The organism is Myxosarcina sp. GI1 (genome assembly GCF_000756305.1).
Classification (GTDB): domain Bacteria; phylum Cyanobacteriota; class Cyanobacteriia; order Cyanobacteriales; family Xenococcaceae; genus Myxosarcina.
The window spans coordinates 1-14773 of the sequence record NZ_JRFE01000033.1 but is presented as its reverse complement, the minus strand read 5'-3'; the positions used below and the strand labels follow the sequence as shown (position 1 = coordinate 14773).

The following is a 14773-nucleotide window of genomic DNA, read 5'->3' as shown; positions in this document are numbered from 1 at the left end:
CCACTAAACTTTTTTATTGACCACAAGAGTAATCATAATGGAAGATAATTTTCAACTTAAAGAATGTTCTGAAGACGATGTTTTAGAATTTAACTCTGGAACTTACAGAATTAAAAACATTATGCAAAAATTAGTTTCGTCCAAAGACAATTTATCAACTCAACTATACAATCAATTAAATAGTATGGGAATAAATATTATTCCTAAAAATAGAGCTTTTAGACAATGGTTTGATGGCGGTATTGATTGTGAAATTCTTAAGCTGGGTGCTAAAAACTGGAAAAAAGGCAAGGTAAGATTAAAAGTAACCTTTGAGTTTATTCCTGATGAGCCAGAAGAAAACATTTCTGAATCGCTTTTAGATGAAATTAGACAAACAGCAATTAATAACAATAATAAATAAAAATGAAAAGACAATACCATTCATTAGACAACAATAAAGACAGTGTAATTAATCTGGTATCTAATTCAAGGAACAGTTACAATTTTTTCAATCTCGATCCGATGTTTAAATTAGAAGCGTTGCAGACAGAAGTAATATGCAAATTGTTGTGTATTTCATCTTTAAAACAACTAGAAGAACCTTATATAGCACCAAGAAAAAAATGGATTGATGAAGGTTTAGATTGCGAGCTTCTCAAACTTGGTTCGTATAGTTGGCAGAAAGGCAAACTAAGAATTAAAGTTACTATAGAATTTTCACCCGATGAATCAGAAATATTTGTTTCTGATTCACCTCTCGATGATATTAGACAAATTGCGATTAGCAATAATAAATAAATATAATTTTGCAAAAAATTAAAAATGAATAATATAAAGCAAACAAATACTGATGACGATTTTTTGTATTTTAACGAACACTTAAATAAATATGATGCAAAAGATGTTTTATCAACAAATAATTCAATAATTACAATAGGTGAGTTCAAAAAAAATGTTACAGAGACATTCCGAAGAAATGGTATGGGTTCAATTGGGCAATTCTTATCTAATACGTGTAAAGGCTTGAATCCAAGTAAGTGGTTAATTGAAGGAGATGAATGTGAAATTTTAAGCGCAAATCATCTTGGATGGCAAAAAGGAAAGATAAAAATAAAAATGACTTTAGAATTTATTCCCGATAAACCAGAAGAAAACATTTCTGAATCGCCTTTAGATTCTATACGTCAAGAAATTACGGAGTAAAAAATGACTGAGGATCGCTTTGAATTATTAGAGCATGAAGATGTATATTCTGATTCAGTTATATGTTTTGAGAATGAAACAACATTTAAAATAAGCAAACTTTTGGAAAAACTTAATAACTTGTTGATAAATTTAATTTTAAATGGATTACCAGATATTTTACTTAAAACTGGTTTGGGAAAACCACCACATTATGGCTCAAATTGGAATAAAGGTGTTAAAGCTGAAATTTTAGAAGCTAAAACTGGTGAATGGAAAAAGGGAAAAGTTAGATTGAGAGTTGTACTAGAATTTTGTCCAGATGAATTAGAGGAACCAGAAAAACTGTCTTTAGAGTCACCTTTAGATGATATTAGGCAAAACACAGTTAAAGCTAGTTAAATTACAAAAATTAGACAAAAATGGATAAATCGAGAAAAATAATGAATGGTGACGAAATTGTTTCTGTTAACAGAGATGATAATGTTTTAGTGTCTCATCATACTTACAAAGTCGAAGAATTTCTCCATGAACTCAGACATAAAATTCATGGTGAGAGGATGAAAAAATGGTGCAAAACAGGTGTTGACTGTCAAGTACTGACTCCCACTCAAGGATGGAGAAAAGGCAAAGTCAAAATCGTTTTAGAATTTTGTCCCGATGAAACCGAATCGCCTTTGGATAGTGTTCGTCAAGAGATAAACGAGTGAAAAACAATCTATAAAGTCTGACGGCTATCAAATCAGTTAAATTAAATTTTTTGTATTTTGCGATTTCGCCACCCTTTAAATGTCAAAAACTCCCAGGATAAACATACCACATACTGTTAGGAAGTATGTATTACAAAGAGATGAATATCAATGTCAAAGCTGCGGTAAAACTGCTAAAGAAATCGAATTAAATATCGACCATATTATTGCTTTAGCAAAAGGTGGAAGTAACGATATTAGTAACTTGCAAACTCTTTGTCGTAGATGTAATCAACAAAAAAAGCATAACTACGATACTCGATTTAAGCGTTACTTTGATTTTTAGTATATTTTAATAATAAAAACTAGCCTTAGCTTGTATAATTCCCGTTAATATTTTGTTCATAACAGCCGAAAGTATCAATTCTGTTCTTTAGTCTCTTTTGTGACGATCTCTAGCTTATTCTTGGTAGAGGGTACGCGGATAGGTTTTAGTTGCTGGAGCAAATATGCAAGCGATCGTGCCATGAGAGATAGCGATCGCTTGAGAAAAAAAATAGTGGGTTGGCGATCTCTTAGTGGACGATCTGCGTTCAATTGGATTAAGGGTGATTGTGGAGGTGATTGCTAGAAGCAGGTAGGGGACTTGCATAAGCCCTCAATAGATAATCGAGGGCAGCTTGGGATTTTTCTTGAGGCTCAATCGCTAAAATCTCATCATAAAGTTCATCAACATCGTTATCTCTTTTCTTAAGTGTTTTTTGAGGTGGATTAACGGTTAGTTGTGTGAACGATCGACTGAGTTAAATCGTGACTTATTACAGTTGGGTCGAGTAGCTGTCACGGTATTTATAGCGTATAGTAGTATTATATACTATAAATACTATATTAATAAAAGATGGAATTATCAAAACTAGAGAGAAAGCGGGCGATAGACAAGCTGAAAAAGAGTACCTCTATTGCTAAATATGCCTTTTATGAAGCATTAGAGAAAAACAAAATAACCGATGAACAACTATTAAAAATGGTTGAGTATTCTGAGGTTATGGCAATGCTCAAGCCTGTGATTGACACTAACAGGGCTGGACAGGCTAGAAGAACTAGAGAGGCTAATATAAGAACCGAGCAAGTAGAACAGGAATTATCCGTCCTTAAGCAACAGTTTATGGATTTTGTGAACTCAGAAATTGTCAAACTGGGTAAATGGCTTATGGATAAGCTTAGTCTTTCGGGACAGACAAGAAAGACCGAGCTTGCCAAAAAAGATTTAGTTTATATTGAAGATTATCAGAATGATGTCGGCGATTTGGTAGGCACTCTACAGGAACACAACAAAATAACCGATCGGCAGTTATCAGAAAACGAACTAGCTATACAGTCACTTCAAGAAACTATAGATAACCAAAAGAAGATAATCAGAGTTATCAAAGAAGAAATTACCCAAAAATATGGGTCAAATGCTTGGAATAATATTCAGTTTAAAATTAAAGGGAGTATCGAGCTAGATGAAGCTAGTTAATGGTTTAAGTTATCGCCAGTGGCAAAAGAGGAATACTCTAGCATTTAAAGCCTTGTCCAAAGAAACCCAGAAAAACCTAAGAGCAAAGGGTTACTACAACTTTGGTTGGGACAGGGTTAAAAAATCTTGGACGTTACTTTCTGAGTATAAGATTGTTAGTCTAACTGATTACAAGGTCAAAAAAGGAGATCTAGAAGGGGCGATCGCACTGGTAGAGCTTGAGTCTGAAAACGCCAATAAATTAGCTAGTAAAACGGTTGAAAATATTCAGCAGACACGTCAAAAGCTAGATGAATTATTGAATAGTGCGCTCGATAAGTATTCCAAAGTTTAGATTTTTAGGTTGAAATTATGGTAGGTATATCTAAGTCTAAACTGATTCATCTATACGAAGGAAAAGATATTCAAACTGTTTGGGATGAGGCAAAAACGTTACCTGTAATCAAGCATCCAGAATTAGGTTACATCAGTTCCAATTATTTTAGAGAGTTATACGTCAATAAACCCTGTCCGTATTGTGCCAAGAAAATGGTGCGAGGTCAGAATATTCATGCCACTAATTCTAAAGAGGAAGCCAGAAAAAGAGGCTATGAATATTTCAATCTTCAAGGAGTAAAGGTAATTAATCAGGCAGGACAAACCTATTTTCATCCCAACTACATAACCATCGATCACAAAATTAATAAAGCCCGATGCCCTCAGAAAATGTTTGATTATGACAATTTACAGGTTGTGTGTTGGCGGTGTAACAAAGATAAAGGAGATGACAATACTTATGATTCTCGATACAACCGAAAATATTTAACCTCTTTGGTTGATGAGGCATTAATGCGTTACGGCAACTCCTACCAAGTTAAAAAGCCGATATGAGTTCTATGACAAACTCTCAAAATGAGCAGCTAAGGTGTGTCTGATATCGGATTCTTCCACGAAATTGGGACTCTCTAGATGCCACTTACTGTTTACTTTTCGACGGCGACGAAGAAACTGATTGGCAAAGTGTTGGCTTAATTTAAAGTCTTATTTTCGTAGCGTTTCATATTGTTAACCTAAAAACAAATTGTACATTTCAAGTTTCTACATTTAATTTACTAACCATCCAAATTTTTCCAAACGACTCTTGAACCCTCTCTTTGAGCTTTACCTCTTTGACAAACTAAATCGACAGTTGCCTGCATCTTTTGCCTTACCTTTTCGTTTAATTTGCCAATACTCAACAGAGTCGCAATTTCTCGATAAAGGGCATCTTCATCTATAGAAAAAGATTGAGAAACAATCCATTCGGCGGCTACGGCGGTTTCTTCTACAGGAATCTGTTCGATTTTGCGTTTTTTTCCATCAATGGGTTGTCTGACCACCTTCCAGTTTTCCCATTGTTCCCTCGAAGACCAAATAAAATCTTGATGTAGCCACAATTGCCCTTTTTCGACTAGTCGCTCTACTTGAATGGTAATTTGATTTGTCAGTTTTTTGGTGGTTTTATTAAATCCCCAACATCCAGCCACTAATTTTACAATAGCCTTAATCGAAATAGGTGCTTCTACTGCTATTAGGGATAATATCCGTTGTTCAATTAAAGGAATTGCCTCATCGGTATAGATGAGATGGGTTCGATCGGTGACGGTTTCTAAACTAGCTACGGTATAGGGAACGAGCGGACTTGCAACCTTAATTGGTTTGCTCGAAGATACAGCTACAGAAGACTTGAAAGCTGGTATTTCAGGCTGTTTAACAATCGCCTTTAATTCCACTTCTTTTGGAATAGACGGAGAATAATCTACCAATTTAGGTTCAAAAGAAATTGACGAGGTTGGGAGATTAGCAGCAGAAACAGAAGACTGAAGCTCGAATTCTTGAATAGCTCTCTTCACTTCCTGCTGCAATCGTTTTAATTCTTCCTCGTGTTTAAATCTCCAGTCTAAACACCAAATTCGATGTATGCGCCAGCCTAAACTTTTTAATACCGCTTGACGCACGCATTCCCTATCTTCTACCGTAGCTGCCTTGTGATAGGTTTTACCGTCTGTCTCAATGCCCAGTACATATAACCCAGGTTGGTGTGGATGGAGTACGGCTAAATCGATGCGATAATCTCCACAGCCTACTTTACAATTAACAGCATACCCCAGACTAACTAGAGCTTCATAAATTTCTTGCTCTACGCCACTATCAAAATCGTTGGTTTTTAATAATTGGTTTTCTGGTGCTGCCGTTCCTTGTTTTTCGGCAAATTCGAGAAAATCTTTTAGATGGCTTGCCCCTGTAGCTGTAGTTCGATTTAAATCGATATGAGAAGCTTTTATAGTAGAAAAAATATTCAGAGATTGACGGGCGCGAGTCACTGCCACATTGAGTCTTCTTTCACCCCCTTGTCGATTTAACGCACCGAATGACATAGACATCTGACCGTTTTTATCGGGTGCGTAGCAAATACTGAAGAAAATTTCATCTCGTTCATCTCCTTGGACATTTTCAAGGTTTTTAACAAAAACTTTTTCATCAAAATCTTTAGCAAAATGAGGCTCAATCTCAGGATACTGCTCGCGGGCTCGGTCTAGTAACTCATCTATGAGGAGTTTTTGCGGAATACTAAAAGTAATAACTCCAAAAGTGCGTTCGTGGGGTTGATAGGAGCGTAGTTGACTGACTAAAAAGTTGACTAACTTTTCGGCTTCGGGTTTATTAATTCTGTCGCCACGTTTGTAAAAGCCATTACTAACTTGATGCCATTTTAACCCCGATTTGTTACTAAAGCTTTGTGCTGAAGGAAAAATATTCAGTTTTCCACCATAATAATTCTTATTGCTAAAGTCAATCAACGTTTCGTGCTTACTGCGATAGTGCCACTGAAGCATTTGTTCTGGAAACTGGGAAGCGATCGCTTCATCGAGCAGGCTTTCTAATTCCACAATGTCATTCTCATCAATGTTTAGATTGTCACTATTGGTTCGTCCAAAGAAATTTGTAGGAGGCATTTGTTTGGAGTCACCGACAACAATCGCTTGTTTTCCTCTAGCAATAGCTCCAATAGCATCGTAGGTTGTGAGCTGGGAAGCTTCATCAAAAACCACCAAATCAAAGGGAGTGCCATCTGCCGATAAATACTGAGCTACCGACAAAGGACTCATTAGTAAACAAGGTTTTAGTCTGGGCAAAAGATTGGGAATTTTTTGAAATAAAACTCGAAGAGCAAGATGTCCTCGTTGTTTTTGGCTTTCTCGTTTGAGAATTCCCACTTCAGAACCATTAAAGACAACAGTTGTAGAAGGTAGTTTTTTACCTAAACTGGCGCGAATAAAATCGCGACTGGTTTGGAAATATTGTTTCTTTAATTGGCGAAACTTTTCTACCTGTTGACTCTGTTCTTTGCCTTCAAATTGTCGTAAAGTTGGTTGGTTGTCGAAATATTTAATAAACCAAGGCTGAAGGATAGCTTTCAATAAAACTTTTGGTAACTCTTCTAAGTTAATTCGACCGCGACGATGAGCTTTGAGTAATGGGGTAAGATGCTGTCGTTCTAGCTCTTGACAAATTTGATTGTAACGACACCAATTTCTAAACTCCGAGCGATGGGTTGTGAGGTTAACCAGTAAATTATTAAATTGATTGAGAAAATCTTGACTAGACGGCTCGATAATTTCTGCTTGAGTTTCGAGCAGTGTTTCTAATTCATTTAATTGTGTTTCTAATTGAGCCAAAAGCTTGTCTAAATTGGCTGAAGGCTCTTTCAGTTGAGGACAGCTAATTATCTTATCAGTAAATTTTGAGTGCAGCTTTTGAACCGTATCGTCGCTAAACTCCTTCAGAGAGTTATGAAAGCGATCGCTTCTGGATAAGAATAATTGAAGTTGCTCTAAAGTGTTAGCTTGAGTCCAAAAAGGCGCAAACGCTCGCTCGATTTCTGGTTGTTGCTGTTCGATTTGTTGGGATAAATTTTGGACATCAAGAGCTATTCGCAAATGATCGAGAATTTGCTTATTAGAAGGAAGTTTTCCCTTGGCAATAGAGCGTAAAGAAAAGCGGGGAATGAGTTGTAAGAACCAGCGCCATAACGGAAAAGTTTTCTCTAGCTTGTCAAAGGTTTTGATTCGGTTCTCTAAATCTAGGGTATAAATTTTCTCCTGCCAGTGTTTTTGTAACTGATGGCGATGTTCTACATTTTGACGGGGTAACTCCAACCAACGATTTGTTTTCTGATGTAAATCTTTCCAGCGATCGCTTTTAAACGTAGCAATATGAACTCCTCCTTCAGCCAGTGTCAGTCCCAGATTGGGTAATTTTCTTAACAAATTGAGAGAAGGTTTTAGATCGGTATCGAGGAATAAATTATTTAAAAAAACAGTCAGAGTATCTTCCAAGTCAGATAGGCGACCCTGAAGTTTAGCGATCGCATCGACAATATTTTGTTCGCGAGATAAACTCCAATCACGACAATGACTAATTTGCCAAGGATGGTGCTCGATCGGGTTAACTACGTTTACTCGATTTATATACTGCTCGACTAATTGCAGCATTTGCTTCAATTGTTCCTCAGTTAAACTGTCTAGATCGATGTCAGGTAAACTAATCGGTTGAACTGATTCTAAAGCAGCTAAATCTCCCAACATCTCATAGAGGGAATTACCGAAAGAAGTTTTCTGATGCAATGCTTCAGTATAAGCAGCAAGCTGCTGTCTGAGTTGTTCTAATTCTTTAGTGAATTGTTCCCAAGGAACATCTGATACACGCTCTTGGTTGAGAGATTTAGCCAAGGACTCAATTACTTTTTTGCGATTTGCTTTATTACTGTGCAGTTCTAAACAAAAATCTTCTAACCCCACTTGGGTAAGACGACGCTGGACTACTTCTAAAGCTGCCATTTTTTCAGCGATAAAGAGGACGGATTTACCTTTAGCTAAAAAAGCAGCAATGAGGTTAGTAATGGTTTGGGATTTTCCCGTTCCAGGAGGACCTTGCAAAACTAAATTTCGCCCTTTTAAAGAAGCATAAACGGCAGCTAGTTGAGAAGAATCAGCATCAACTACTGTAGGAATTTCCGATAAAGAGACAGTATCTAAATCTTTAGCGGCTATTTCTCCCACTTCATCAGGTAGAGGTTGCAATCCACCAGAAGCAATATGTTGGACAAGGTGGTTTTTTAATAAAATTTCTGCGTTATCCTGTAAGTCTTTCCACATTAAGAACTTACCAAAACTAAAAGTGGTAATTACTGCTGCGTCTATCACTAACCACCCTGGTTGATTGGCAATGATTTTTCTGACTTCTTTTAAAGCTTCAGTAATATTAAATCCACTCTCATCTTCGGATGGTTCGGCAATAACTTTGAGGTCAATTCCGTAGTCCTGACGAATTTTTTCGACTAAAGTGACATTACCTAGAGGATCGGTATCTCCCAAGCAAAAACTAACTCGATAATTGGTTCGACTAACCGAAAGATTAATGGGATATAAAAACAAGGGAGCTAGTTTGGGAAGAGAACCTCCTTTTTCCGTCCATTGCAGTAATCCTAAAGCAACATAGAGAGTACTAGCACCTGTTTCTTCTTGGGCGATTAAAGCTTCTTTTTCTAAGAGTTTACCAACTTTATAGAGCCATTCTCGATCGCAATGCAATGGAAGTCCATATCTTTGTAAATATTCAGTTCCCAATCCATGAATTGCTTTACACCTTCCTTTAGCTAAGTCAGAGACTTTTCTGGCTAAAATTTCACTTTCATCAGTTCTATTTTGTAGTAATTGTTGATTTCTTCGCTCTTCCTGAGCAGAAGTTGATAAAATTTCGATTTGTTGACCCGATGCCAAATAGTCTTCAAATTCTGGTAATAGTCTATCTGGAATGTCTAAAAAAAGAAAAGTCTGTTTTTTCTTTTTTATACGCTTGATAAAATCCCTGAATATATATTGATATAATTCTTGTTCGTATTGTTGAATAATATTTACTAAAAGATTCTGAAGCAGCGGCTCGTTTATCTCGATATAAGATGATAAATCAAATTGCTGGCTTAAATTAAAATCTCGGCTAATAACTCGCTCTGGCTTTAATTCCTCAAATGTCTTAACGAGTTGTAAAAGTATATCTGGCTCAATTTCTTCTTCACTTTCCATGTGACGATTAATTAAATTAGCTAATATCTCTCGAACTTTGGTAATTAGCAAACCCGCAATTAATTTACTAACATCTAAGTTTGCCAAGTTAAGCAATTTGTTTCTCATCGATAAATCGAGTAAACTCGACTTCCATCGCTGAAAACGTTTTTCAACAGATTCTGGTAATTTTTCTTTTTTCTTTTGCTTATTATTTTCTTCAGTTAACCCTGTTTGTTGAGCTAATGCTGCTTGTCTGAGAATTTGCTGCGCGAGACTGGTAATTTCTTCCTGATTAGTTTCAGGTGTAGCAACAGCACCCATGCGAATTGGTAGAGGTTTATAACCCTTCTCTCGACATATTCTGAGATCGACAGCACCGATTAATGGAACATTGTTTAGATAAAATATAGCCTCCTGTTTAGCCGCTTCAAAAGCAGGTTGAGGATGGGCTGCATAGCTGCTGGAGTTAAACAGTAGTAAAGACTCAGCTTGAATCAGATTAGTTAGTTTTAATGGCTCATCAATCACAGGATAATAATTATGTTTTTCTTCTTCTAGCCAAACTCCAATAAAAGCATGATCGTTAACAACAATTACTAAAGGATTTAGACCCATTTGTTCTAAACAAGCACAAGCCAAAACTGATAGATCTAGACAAGTTCCCATTCGATCGATTAATACTCGATCTGGAAAGCGGATTTTCTGATTTCCCTCAAAAGAAGCTGGAGGATTAATATAAGAAATGCCAAAATCTCTGAAAGTTTCATACAAGGCTTTAGTCATTTCATAAACGTCTTGGGAAGAGCCTTGATATCCATGAAGAGAATTATTTCCCGTATTGCGTTTTAAAACCTCTCGTACCTGTTTGAGTACCTGCATAATCACAGGATGATTGGGAGTAACAAAACAAGCTAATAATTCTAAATATAATTCTTTGATGTTGTAATCGTTATAAGCTAATAGATTAACTTCTTTTTTGACCTGTCCTAAAGTTATTTCCCCTTTCTTAAGGCTACATTCTAAAACGATTCTTTCTGCTTCTAAAGTCTTCTCCAGTCTGCCAACAGGTAATCGCAGGTCGATAACATCAATTTTGATTTCCTCTCCACCATGAATCTTTGGGAGTTGTATCGTTACTGATTCTCCCAAGTCAGGGTATAAAGCAACTTCTAGGATCGCATCTTCTAAGGGGGAAGAATCATTATTAATAATAGAAACAGGTCCAACTAGAGGAACTCCAGATTGTTCGAGAGCAAAACTAAAACTGGGTTTATGTTCTACCTTAAGAGTAATATTGTGTGAGGTCATAGAAATACAAAACAATGATGATACTTACCTGTGGTGTGAGTACATCTATTGGATTCAGTTAACTGGCAAAGCTTTGTAGCTCATACTTATAAAGTACCCAAACTTAGAGGATATCTAACTGAAGAACAAAAAACCAAGAAGAGAATTTTTTAATCCATTCTTTTGCATAGATTTTTACTCTCGCACCTAAGTAAAAATATCGGTTTCAATTAACTGCTTTTTACCACTTATTCGTCTTGAGGCTTTGATTAAACTCGAATGCCTCGATGGTTTCGTAAATCATTTTCAATCGGTAATCTCCGAGTGGGCTGTATGAAATATAGCTGTTAATTGTTTTTGAATCTATTCACATTGTTCAAACAAGGCAATCGCCTTGTTGATGACTGTAAGTGCGATCGGCTCTGCCGCAAGCTTCGCTTATCGCACTATCGAAAATCAAGCAATTGAAATGCCGAAGTGATGGGCGGCATCTTGACAGTGGTGAGGATACATAATCTTGACGTGTTGAAGGGTAAAGCCAAGCGCATCCCTGGCAGCTTTAGTCATGCGTTCGCCTGATGGCTAAAATATTATGCTTAACCAAAGAATTCATCTGCTTGCTGCCAATGCTCTTTGGTAACATAAGCTCTAACAGTAAATAGCGTGGTGCTGAGAACACTAGCATCATCAGTAAAACCCAAACCAGCAATCGCATCGGGAATAGCATCGACAGGAGATAAAAAGTAAGTCAAAGCTGCAAAAATAGTTCCTTTGACATGAACTGGTGTTTCGCGATCGATGGCGCAGAAATACATGGCTACTGCATCTCTAACAAATGGAACGTATCCAATAAAACGTCTAACCTGTCCCAGAAAATCTTGCATACCTATAAGTTCTAGTTGCAAATATGAATTTGATGAGCTTTTATTTTATTAGCTTATATTTTAAAAGTTTAATGTAAAGTAATTTAAATGTTGAGAAAACAAAGAAAGATTCACGATAAATTGATTGTTTGATAAAAATTTAAAGAATTAATAGTTTCAAGACTTTAAAAGCAGTAGACTAGCTTAAAGATATTAGTGCATCGATTGCTTTTTGAAGATAGGCAGAATGTATCCAGCCGACAAAAGCAGCATATTCACACTCTCCATATTTATTAGCAATAAATACGTGCTTGACACCTACCAGATTCGTCCAAGTTCGGATGCTAGTTCCATCGGGAAAGGACATTATAGTTTTCGCCGCAGGAAAATCTCGCGCACTGGCATCAGTGATACCAGGTACATCTCGAAAATACTCTATCAAAATTGAAACGCTATCTTTTTTAGGAGCAGGAAGCACTTGCCTCGGACTCGACCAAAATTCTTGAATTGCTTTTATGACGGCAGGATGAGTTCTCAATTCTGGGTGAGTTACACCTTCAAGACAAACGAAGTGAGCGTGTTTTAACTTGGTAGATTCGATAGATACAGTACCATCTCCACCACCCGTGATATTTCCAGCAACTACTAATGTAGGAATAGCTGCCGTAATTTGTTCGGCTATAGCACGTCGATTTTTGCCAAGGTGTTTAGCCATACCAATGCCCCAACTAAAAGGATCGATAATTCTCGCTAGGTCTGCACCACCAAGAGGAGAACCTAGCAAAACTAAAGACTCAAATCGCTGCCACCACTCTGGATGCACTGATAAGACTTCTATCCAGATTACACCTCCTAGCGACGAGGCAATAATTCGAGCGGGAAGATCGCGATACTGCTCTAATATTTGTGCGGCAGTTCGCTCGACGTAGCAAATGAGAGGTTCGATGTTGAGGTGTGTATCAATTAATCCTAAATTAGGAGCAATAATACATGATTGTGGTGGAGCTAGTTTACGAGCTAATAATCCCATCGCTCTGTTATTGTCAGTCATTCCATGTTGAGAAAATAACAAGAGTTTAATGGGACGGGAAGAAAAAACGTATTTTTCCTCAATGGGGCTACCGAGTTTACCCAAGTAACCCATTAATTCTGAAACTTGGCGAAGGTGTGACATATTTAATTGAGCGACTAAACCAAGACAAGGCGAGTTATTTATCTTGAAGCTATTAATAATTAATCAATTATTGCAATATATTTGTAGCATAAAGTTTAATAAGTTGGCGGTAAAAAATCCTCATTTTCGCCGATAATTTCTGATTGAGTTAGTTGGGGTCGCGCCGAGATACATGTTGAAACGTGCCACATCTGCTTAAAAGCACTAATATATATGGGTTTTAGAAACAGAATTTTAAACAGGATCTTTATGTCTGATAAATGGTATTAGCAGACATAAATCAACGAAAAACTAGGGTTTTAAGTCTGCTAATGCACTTCATAAGCCCTATTTTTAATGTCTGCTAATGTCTTTGGAGAAAGATAGTACCAAGCAGAATACAAATAAAAGCTTTACAGGGTATACCTTTCAAGCTTTTTTGCTATCTAGATAGTTGGCGATCGCAATAGATCTTGGAAAATCAAACCCTTACTTAGCAAGAGTTACAGGGAGATATGGCATGATTTTACCTTTATCTCGGCTTAACGCCTAGTTCGTCGGACAACTCAACAATGGCTCGATTGACTGGTTTATGTACTGAACAACTCAACAATGGCTCGATTGACTGGTTTATGTACTGATTCGTTTTGGTAATTGTCCATATCTTCGTAACGACGACGTTTAGCTCGATTGGCTACCTGAACCACAATGCAATAGCGATTCGATGCAGCATCCATTAGTTCGTCAGTACAAAACATTACTTGTGAAGTATCTGAAGTTTTCATGTGTAAAATAGCTGAGAAATTTTCTATTTACAACGTTCCCTAAAACTTTTCAAAAACATCAGCAAATTGTAACTGAAAAAAAATACTGTGGCGATCGCTCAAATCTTTGTTTCTATAATTCCCAAGTTAAAGAGTGAAGTTTTACCTGTCACAAGTAATTCCTTGTTTCTTTTTGATAGTTTTTTAAGACGATACTCAGCACGAGAAGCAGCCGCTTTGTTTCCTATTTCACTACTGAAAACTAACTGTAGAGGATGTTTATTTCGGGTATATTTGGCAGCTTGGTTGCTACCCGATTGGTGAACTTTAAAACGTTTGGGGACATCATTAGAAATCCCCGTATAAAGAGAATTGTTGCTACATCGAATTATATAAACAGACCACATGAATTAATCAAATGAGGAATTGCGATTAGCTTACGGGACTTGGGCTTTGCCAATAAGCGAAGCAAGTGCGACTCTGTGCGATCGCGTTGTTAATGTTGCATTTGACAAGAATGGCAGAGGCAATTGATAGCAGCAAGATTGTCTAACTCATCAGAGATGACGAAGTTGCTGGTATTGTAAAAATAGCCATCAGAGCGCACAATGTGGTCTGATGGTTGCCAATAGCCTAATTTAATCATGCCAAGCACCGAACCAGTAGTATGAATGTTAGGATGGCAACTATGAGCCATCCCAGTTGAATCATCTTCAATCCAAGCTATTCCAGTAAAAGAGTGGCGATAAAGAGCTTGGTATGGCGTAAGGTTTTGAATTAAAGTTTTCATAGTTGTGTTGCAGTGAATTGATTAAATTTCTAGCTGTCGGACTATGGATAAGGCATATTTGTGTCGCTCGACCTGGTTGCTTAATTGTTGATCTTTGAGATTGGTCAACTAAATAGAGCAGAAAGCAACTAAATCTTTCCAGAAATTAAAACAATAATTTTTTGGAAAACTAAATAACTGCTAATAACTTCAGCCGCTTTGGAACAGCTAAAAACTGCTACCAGTTTTTAGCTGGTAGCATTAGTAAATCAATCAAAATTGTTTGCTCGATAGGTATCAAAGCAAGCCAACAGCAGCTTGATGAGCTTTGGCTCTGATTCGATTAGAATCTCCAAACCAAGCAGAATTTAATCTAGTGGCTTGAGTTCGTCCTCTTTGATAATCGAGCCATTCAGTAACAGCGTTATAAGCGTGCCAGAGATTCTTTCCTTCATTGCCACGTCCTTTAAGAAAGTTAG

At 36.9% G+C, this 14773-nt stretch carries 16 protein-coding genes and 1 pseudogene; 9 read left to right on the top strand and 8 right to left on the bottom strand.

The features are described from left to right. Nucleotides 1-37: 37 nt before the first annotated feature. The 6 genes from KV40_RS24045 to KV40_RS24020 all read left to right on the top strand — a co-directional run bounded on the left by KV40_RS24045 (nucleotide 38) and on the right by KV40_RS24020 (nucleotide 2199). Nucleotides 38-403, top strand: a complete 366-nt coding sequence (locus KV40_RS24045; protein WP_036486751.1) for a KGK domain-containing protein — start codon at nucleotides 38-40, stop codon at nucleotides 401-403. Nucleotides 404-405: 2 nt separating this feature from the next. Further along, a complete protein-coding gene (locus KV40_RS32510) occupies nucleotides 406-780 on the top strand; it encodes a KGK domain-containing protein (protein WP_052055896.1) in 375 nt (124 codons plus the stop codon). A 24-nt stretch (nucleotides 781-804) separates the two neighbouring features. Continuing rightward, nucleotides 805-1185 (top strand): KGK domain-containing protein, encoded by a 381-nt coding sequence (locus tag KV40_RS24035; RefSeq protein ID WP_036486749.1) that lies wholly within the window; start codon nucleotides 805-807, stop codon nucleotides 1183-1185. Nucleotides 1186-1188: 3 nt separating this feature from the next. Then, entirely contained in the window at nucleotides 1189-1566 is a 378-nt protein-coding gene (locus KV40_RS32505) for a KGK domain-containing protein (protein WP_052055895.1), read from the top strand. A 41-nt stretch (nucleotides 1567-1607) separates the two neighbouring features. Continuing rightward, nucleotides 1608-1874 (top strand): KGK domain-containing protein, encoded by a 267-nt coding sequence (locus KV40_RS24025; protein ID WP_253274373.1) that lies wholly within the window; start codon nucleotides 1608-1610, stop codon nucleotides 1872-1874. A gap of 79 nt (nucleotides 1875-1953) precedes the next feature. After that, nucleotides 1954-2199 (top strand): HNH endonuclease, encoded by a 246-nt coding sequence (locus KV40_RS24020; protein ID WP_036486745.1) that lies wholly within the window; start codon nucleotides 1954-1956, stop codon nucleotides 2197-2199. Nucleotides 2200-2313: 114 nt separating this feature from the next. Here KV40_RS24020 and KV40_RS35220 read toward each other — a convergent pair whose 3' ends face one another. Next, nucleotides 2314-2505 (bottom strand): hypothetical protein, encoded by a 192-nt coding sequence (locus tag KV40_RS35220; protein ID WP_172657331.1) that lies wholly within the window; start codon nucleotides 2503-2505, stop codon nucleotides 2314-2316. A 246-nt stretch (nucleotides 2506-2751) separates the two neighbouring features. Here KV40_RS35220 and KV40_RS24015 point away from each other — a divergent pair, with 246 nt between their 5' ends. From KV40_RS24015 to KV40_RS24005, 3 genes are read left to right on the top strand one after another with little or no spacing between them, the layout of a single operon-like run. After that, nucleotides 2752-3372, top strand: coding sequence for a hypothetical protein (locus tag KV40_RS24015; protein ID WP_036486743.1), 621 nt, complete (start codon nucleotides 2752-2754; stop codon nucleotides 3370-3372). Continuing rightward, nucleotides 3359-3706 (top strand): hypothetical protein, encoded by a 348-nt coding sequence (locus KV40_RS24010; protein WP_036486741.1) that lies wholly within the window; start codon nucleotides 3359-3361, stop codon nucleotides 3704-3706. The genes KV40_RS24015 and KV40_RS24010 overlap by 14 nt, the downstream gene beginning before the upstream one ends. 17 nt (nucleotides 3707-3723) lie before the next feature. Then, on the top strand, nucleotides 3724-4242 hold the full coding sequence (locus tag KV40_RS24005; RefSeq protein WP_036486739.1) for an HNH endonuclease signature motif containing protein: 519 nt from the start codon (nucleotides 3724-3726) through the stop codon (nucleotides 4240-4242). Between the two features lie 221 nt (nucleotides 4243-4463). Here the strand turns inward: KV40_RS24005 and KV40_RS24000 are convergent, their stop codons facing one another. The 7 genes and pseudogenes from KV40_RS24000 to KV40_RS35830 all read right to left on the bottom strand — a co-directional run. Continuing rightward, nucleotides 4464-10766, bottom strand: coding sequence for a DUF4011 domain-containing protein (locus tag KV40_RS24000; protein ID WP_036486737.1), 6303 nt, complete (start codon nucleotides 10764-10766; stop codon nucleotides 4464-4466). A gap of 575 nt (nucleotides 10767-11341) precedes the next feature. Next, nucleotides 11342-11629 (bottom strand): YkvA family protein, encoded by a 288-nt coding sequence (locus KV40_RS23995; RefSeq protein ID WP_036486736.1) that lies wholly within the window; start codon nucleotides 11627-11629, stop codon nucleotides 11342-11344. A 178-nt stretch (nucleotides 11630-11807) separates the two neighbouring features. Continuing rightward, nucleotides 11808-12782 carry an alpha/beta fold hydrolase gene (locus KV40_RS23990; RefSeq protein ID WP_216595698.1) on the bottom strand — a complete coding sequence of 325 codons (975 nt, stop codon included), beginning with the start codon at nucleotides 12780-12782 and terminating at the stop codon, nucleotides 11808-11810. Nucleotides 12783-13351: 569 nt separating this feature from the next. Next, the gene (gene rpoZ, locus KV40_RS23985) at nucleotides 13352-13546 is read right to left on the bottom strand and encodes a DNA-directed RNA polymerase subunit omega (protein WP_036486734.1); all 195 of its coding nucleotides are present in this window, start codon (nucleotides 13544-13546) and stop codon (nucleotides 13352-13354) included. Nucleotides 13547-13644: 98 nt separating this feature from the next. Then, on the bottom strand, nucleotides 13645-13932 hold the full coding sequence (locus KV40_RS23980; RefSeq protein WP_036486732.1) for a GIY-YIG nuclease family protein: 288 nt from the start codon (nucleotides 13930-13932) through the stop codon (nucleotides 13645-13647). Between the two features lie 89 nt (nucleotides 13933-14021). Then, nucleotides 14022-14315: a hypothetical protein gene (locus tag KV40_RS23975; protein WP_036486731.1), complete on the bottom strand. Its 294-nt coding sequence runs from the start codon at nucleotides 14313-14315 to the stop codon at nucleotides 14022-14024. Nucleotides 14316-14591: 276 nt separating this feature from the next. Continuing rightward, nucleotides 14592-14773: pseudogene (locus KV40_RS35830) on the bottom strand (alpha/beta hydrolase); the annotation flags it as partial.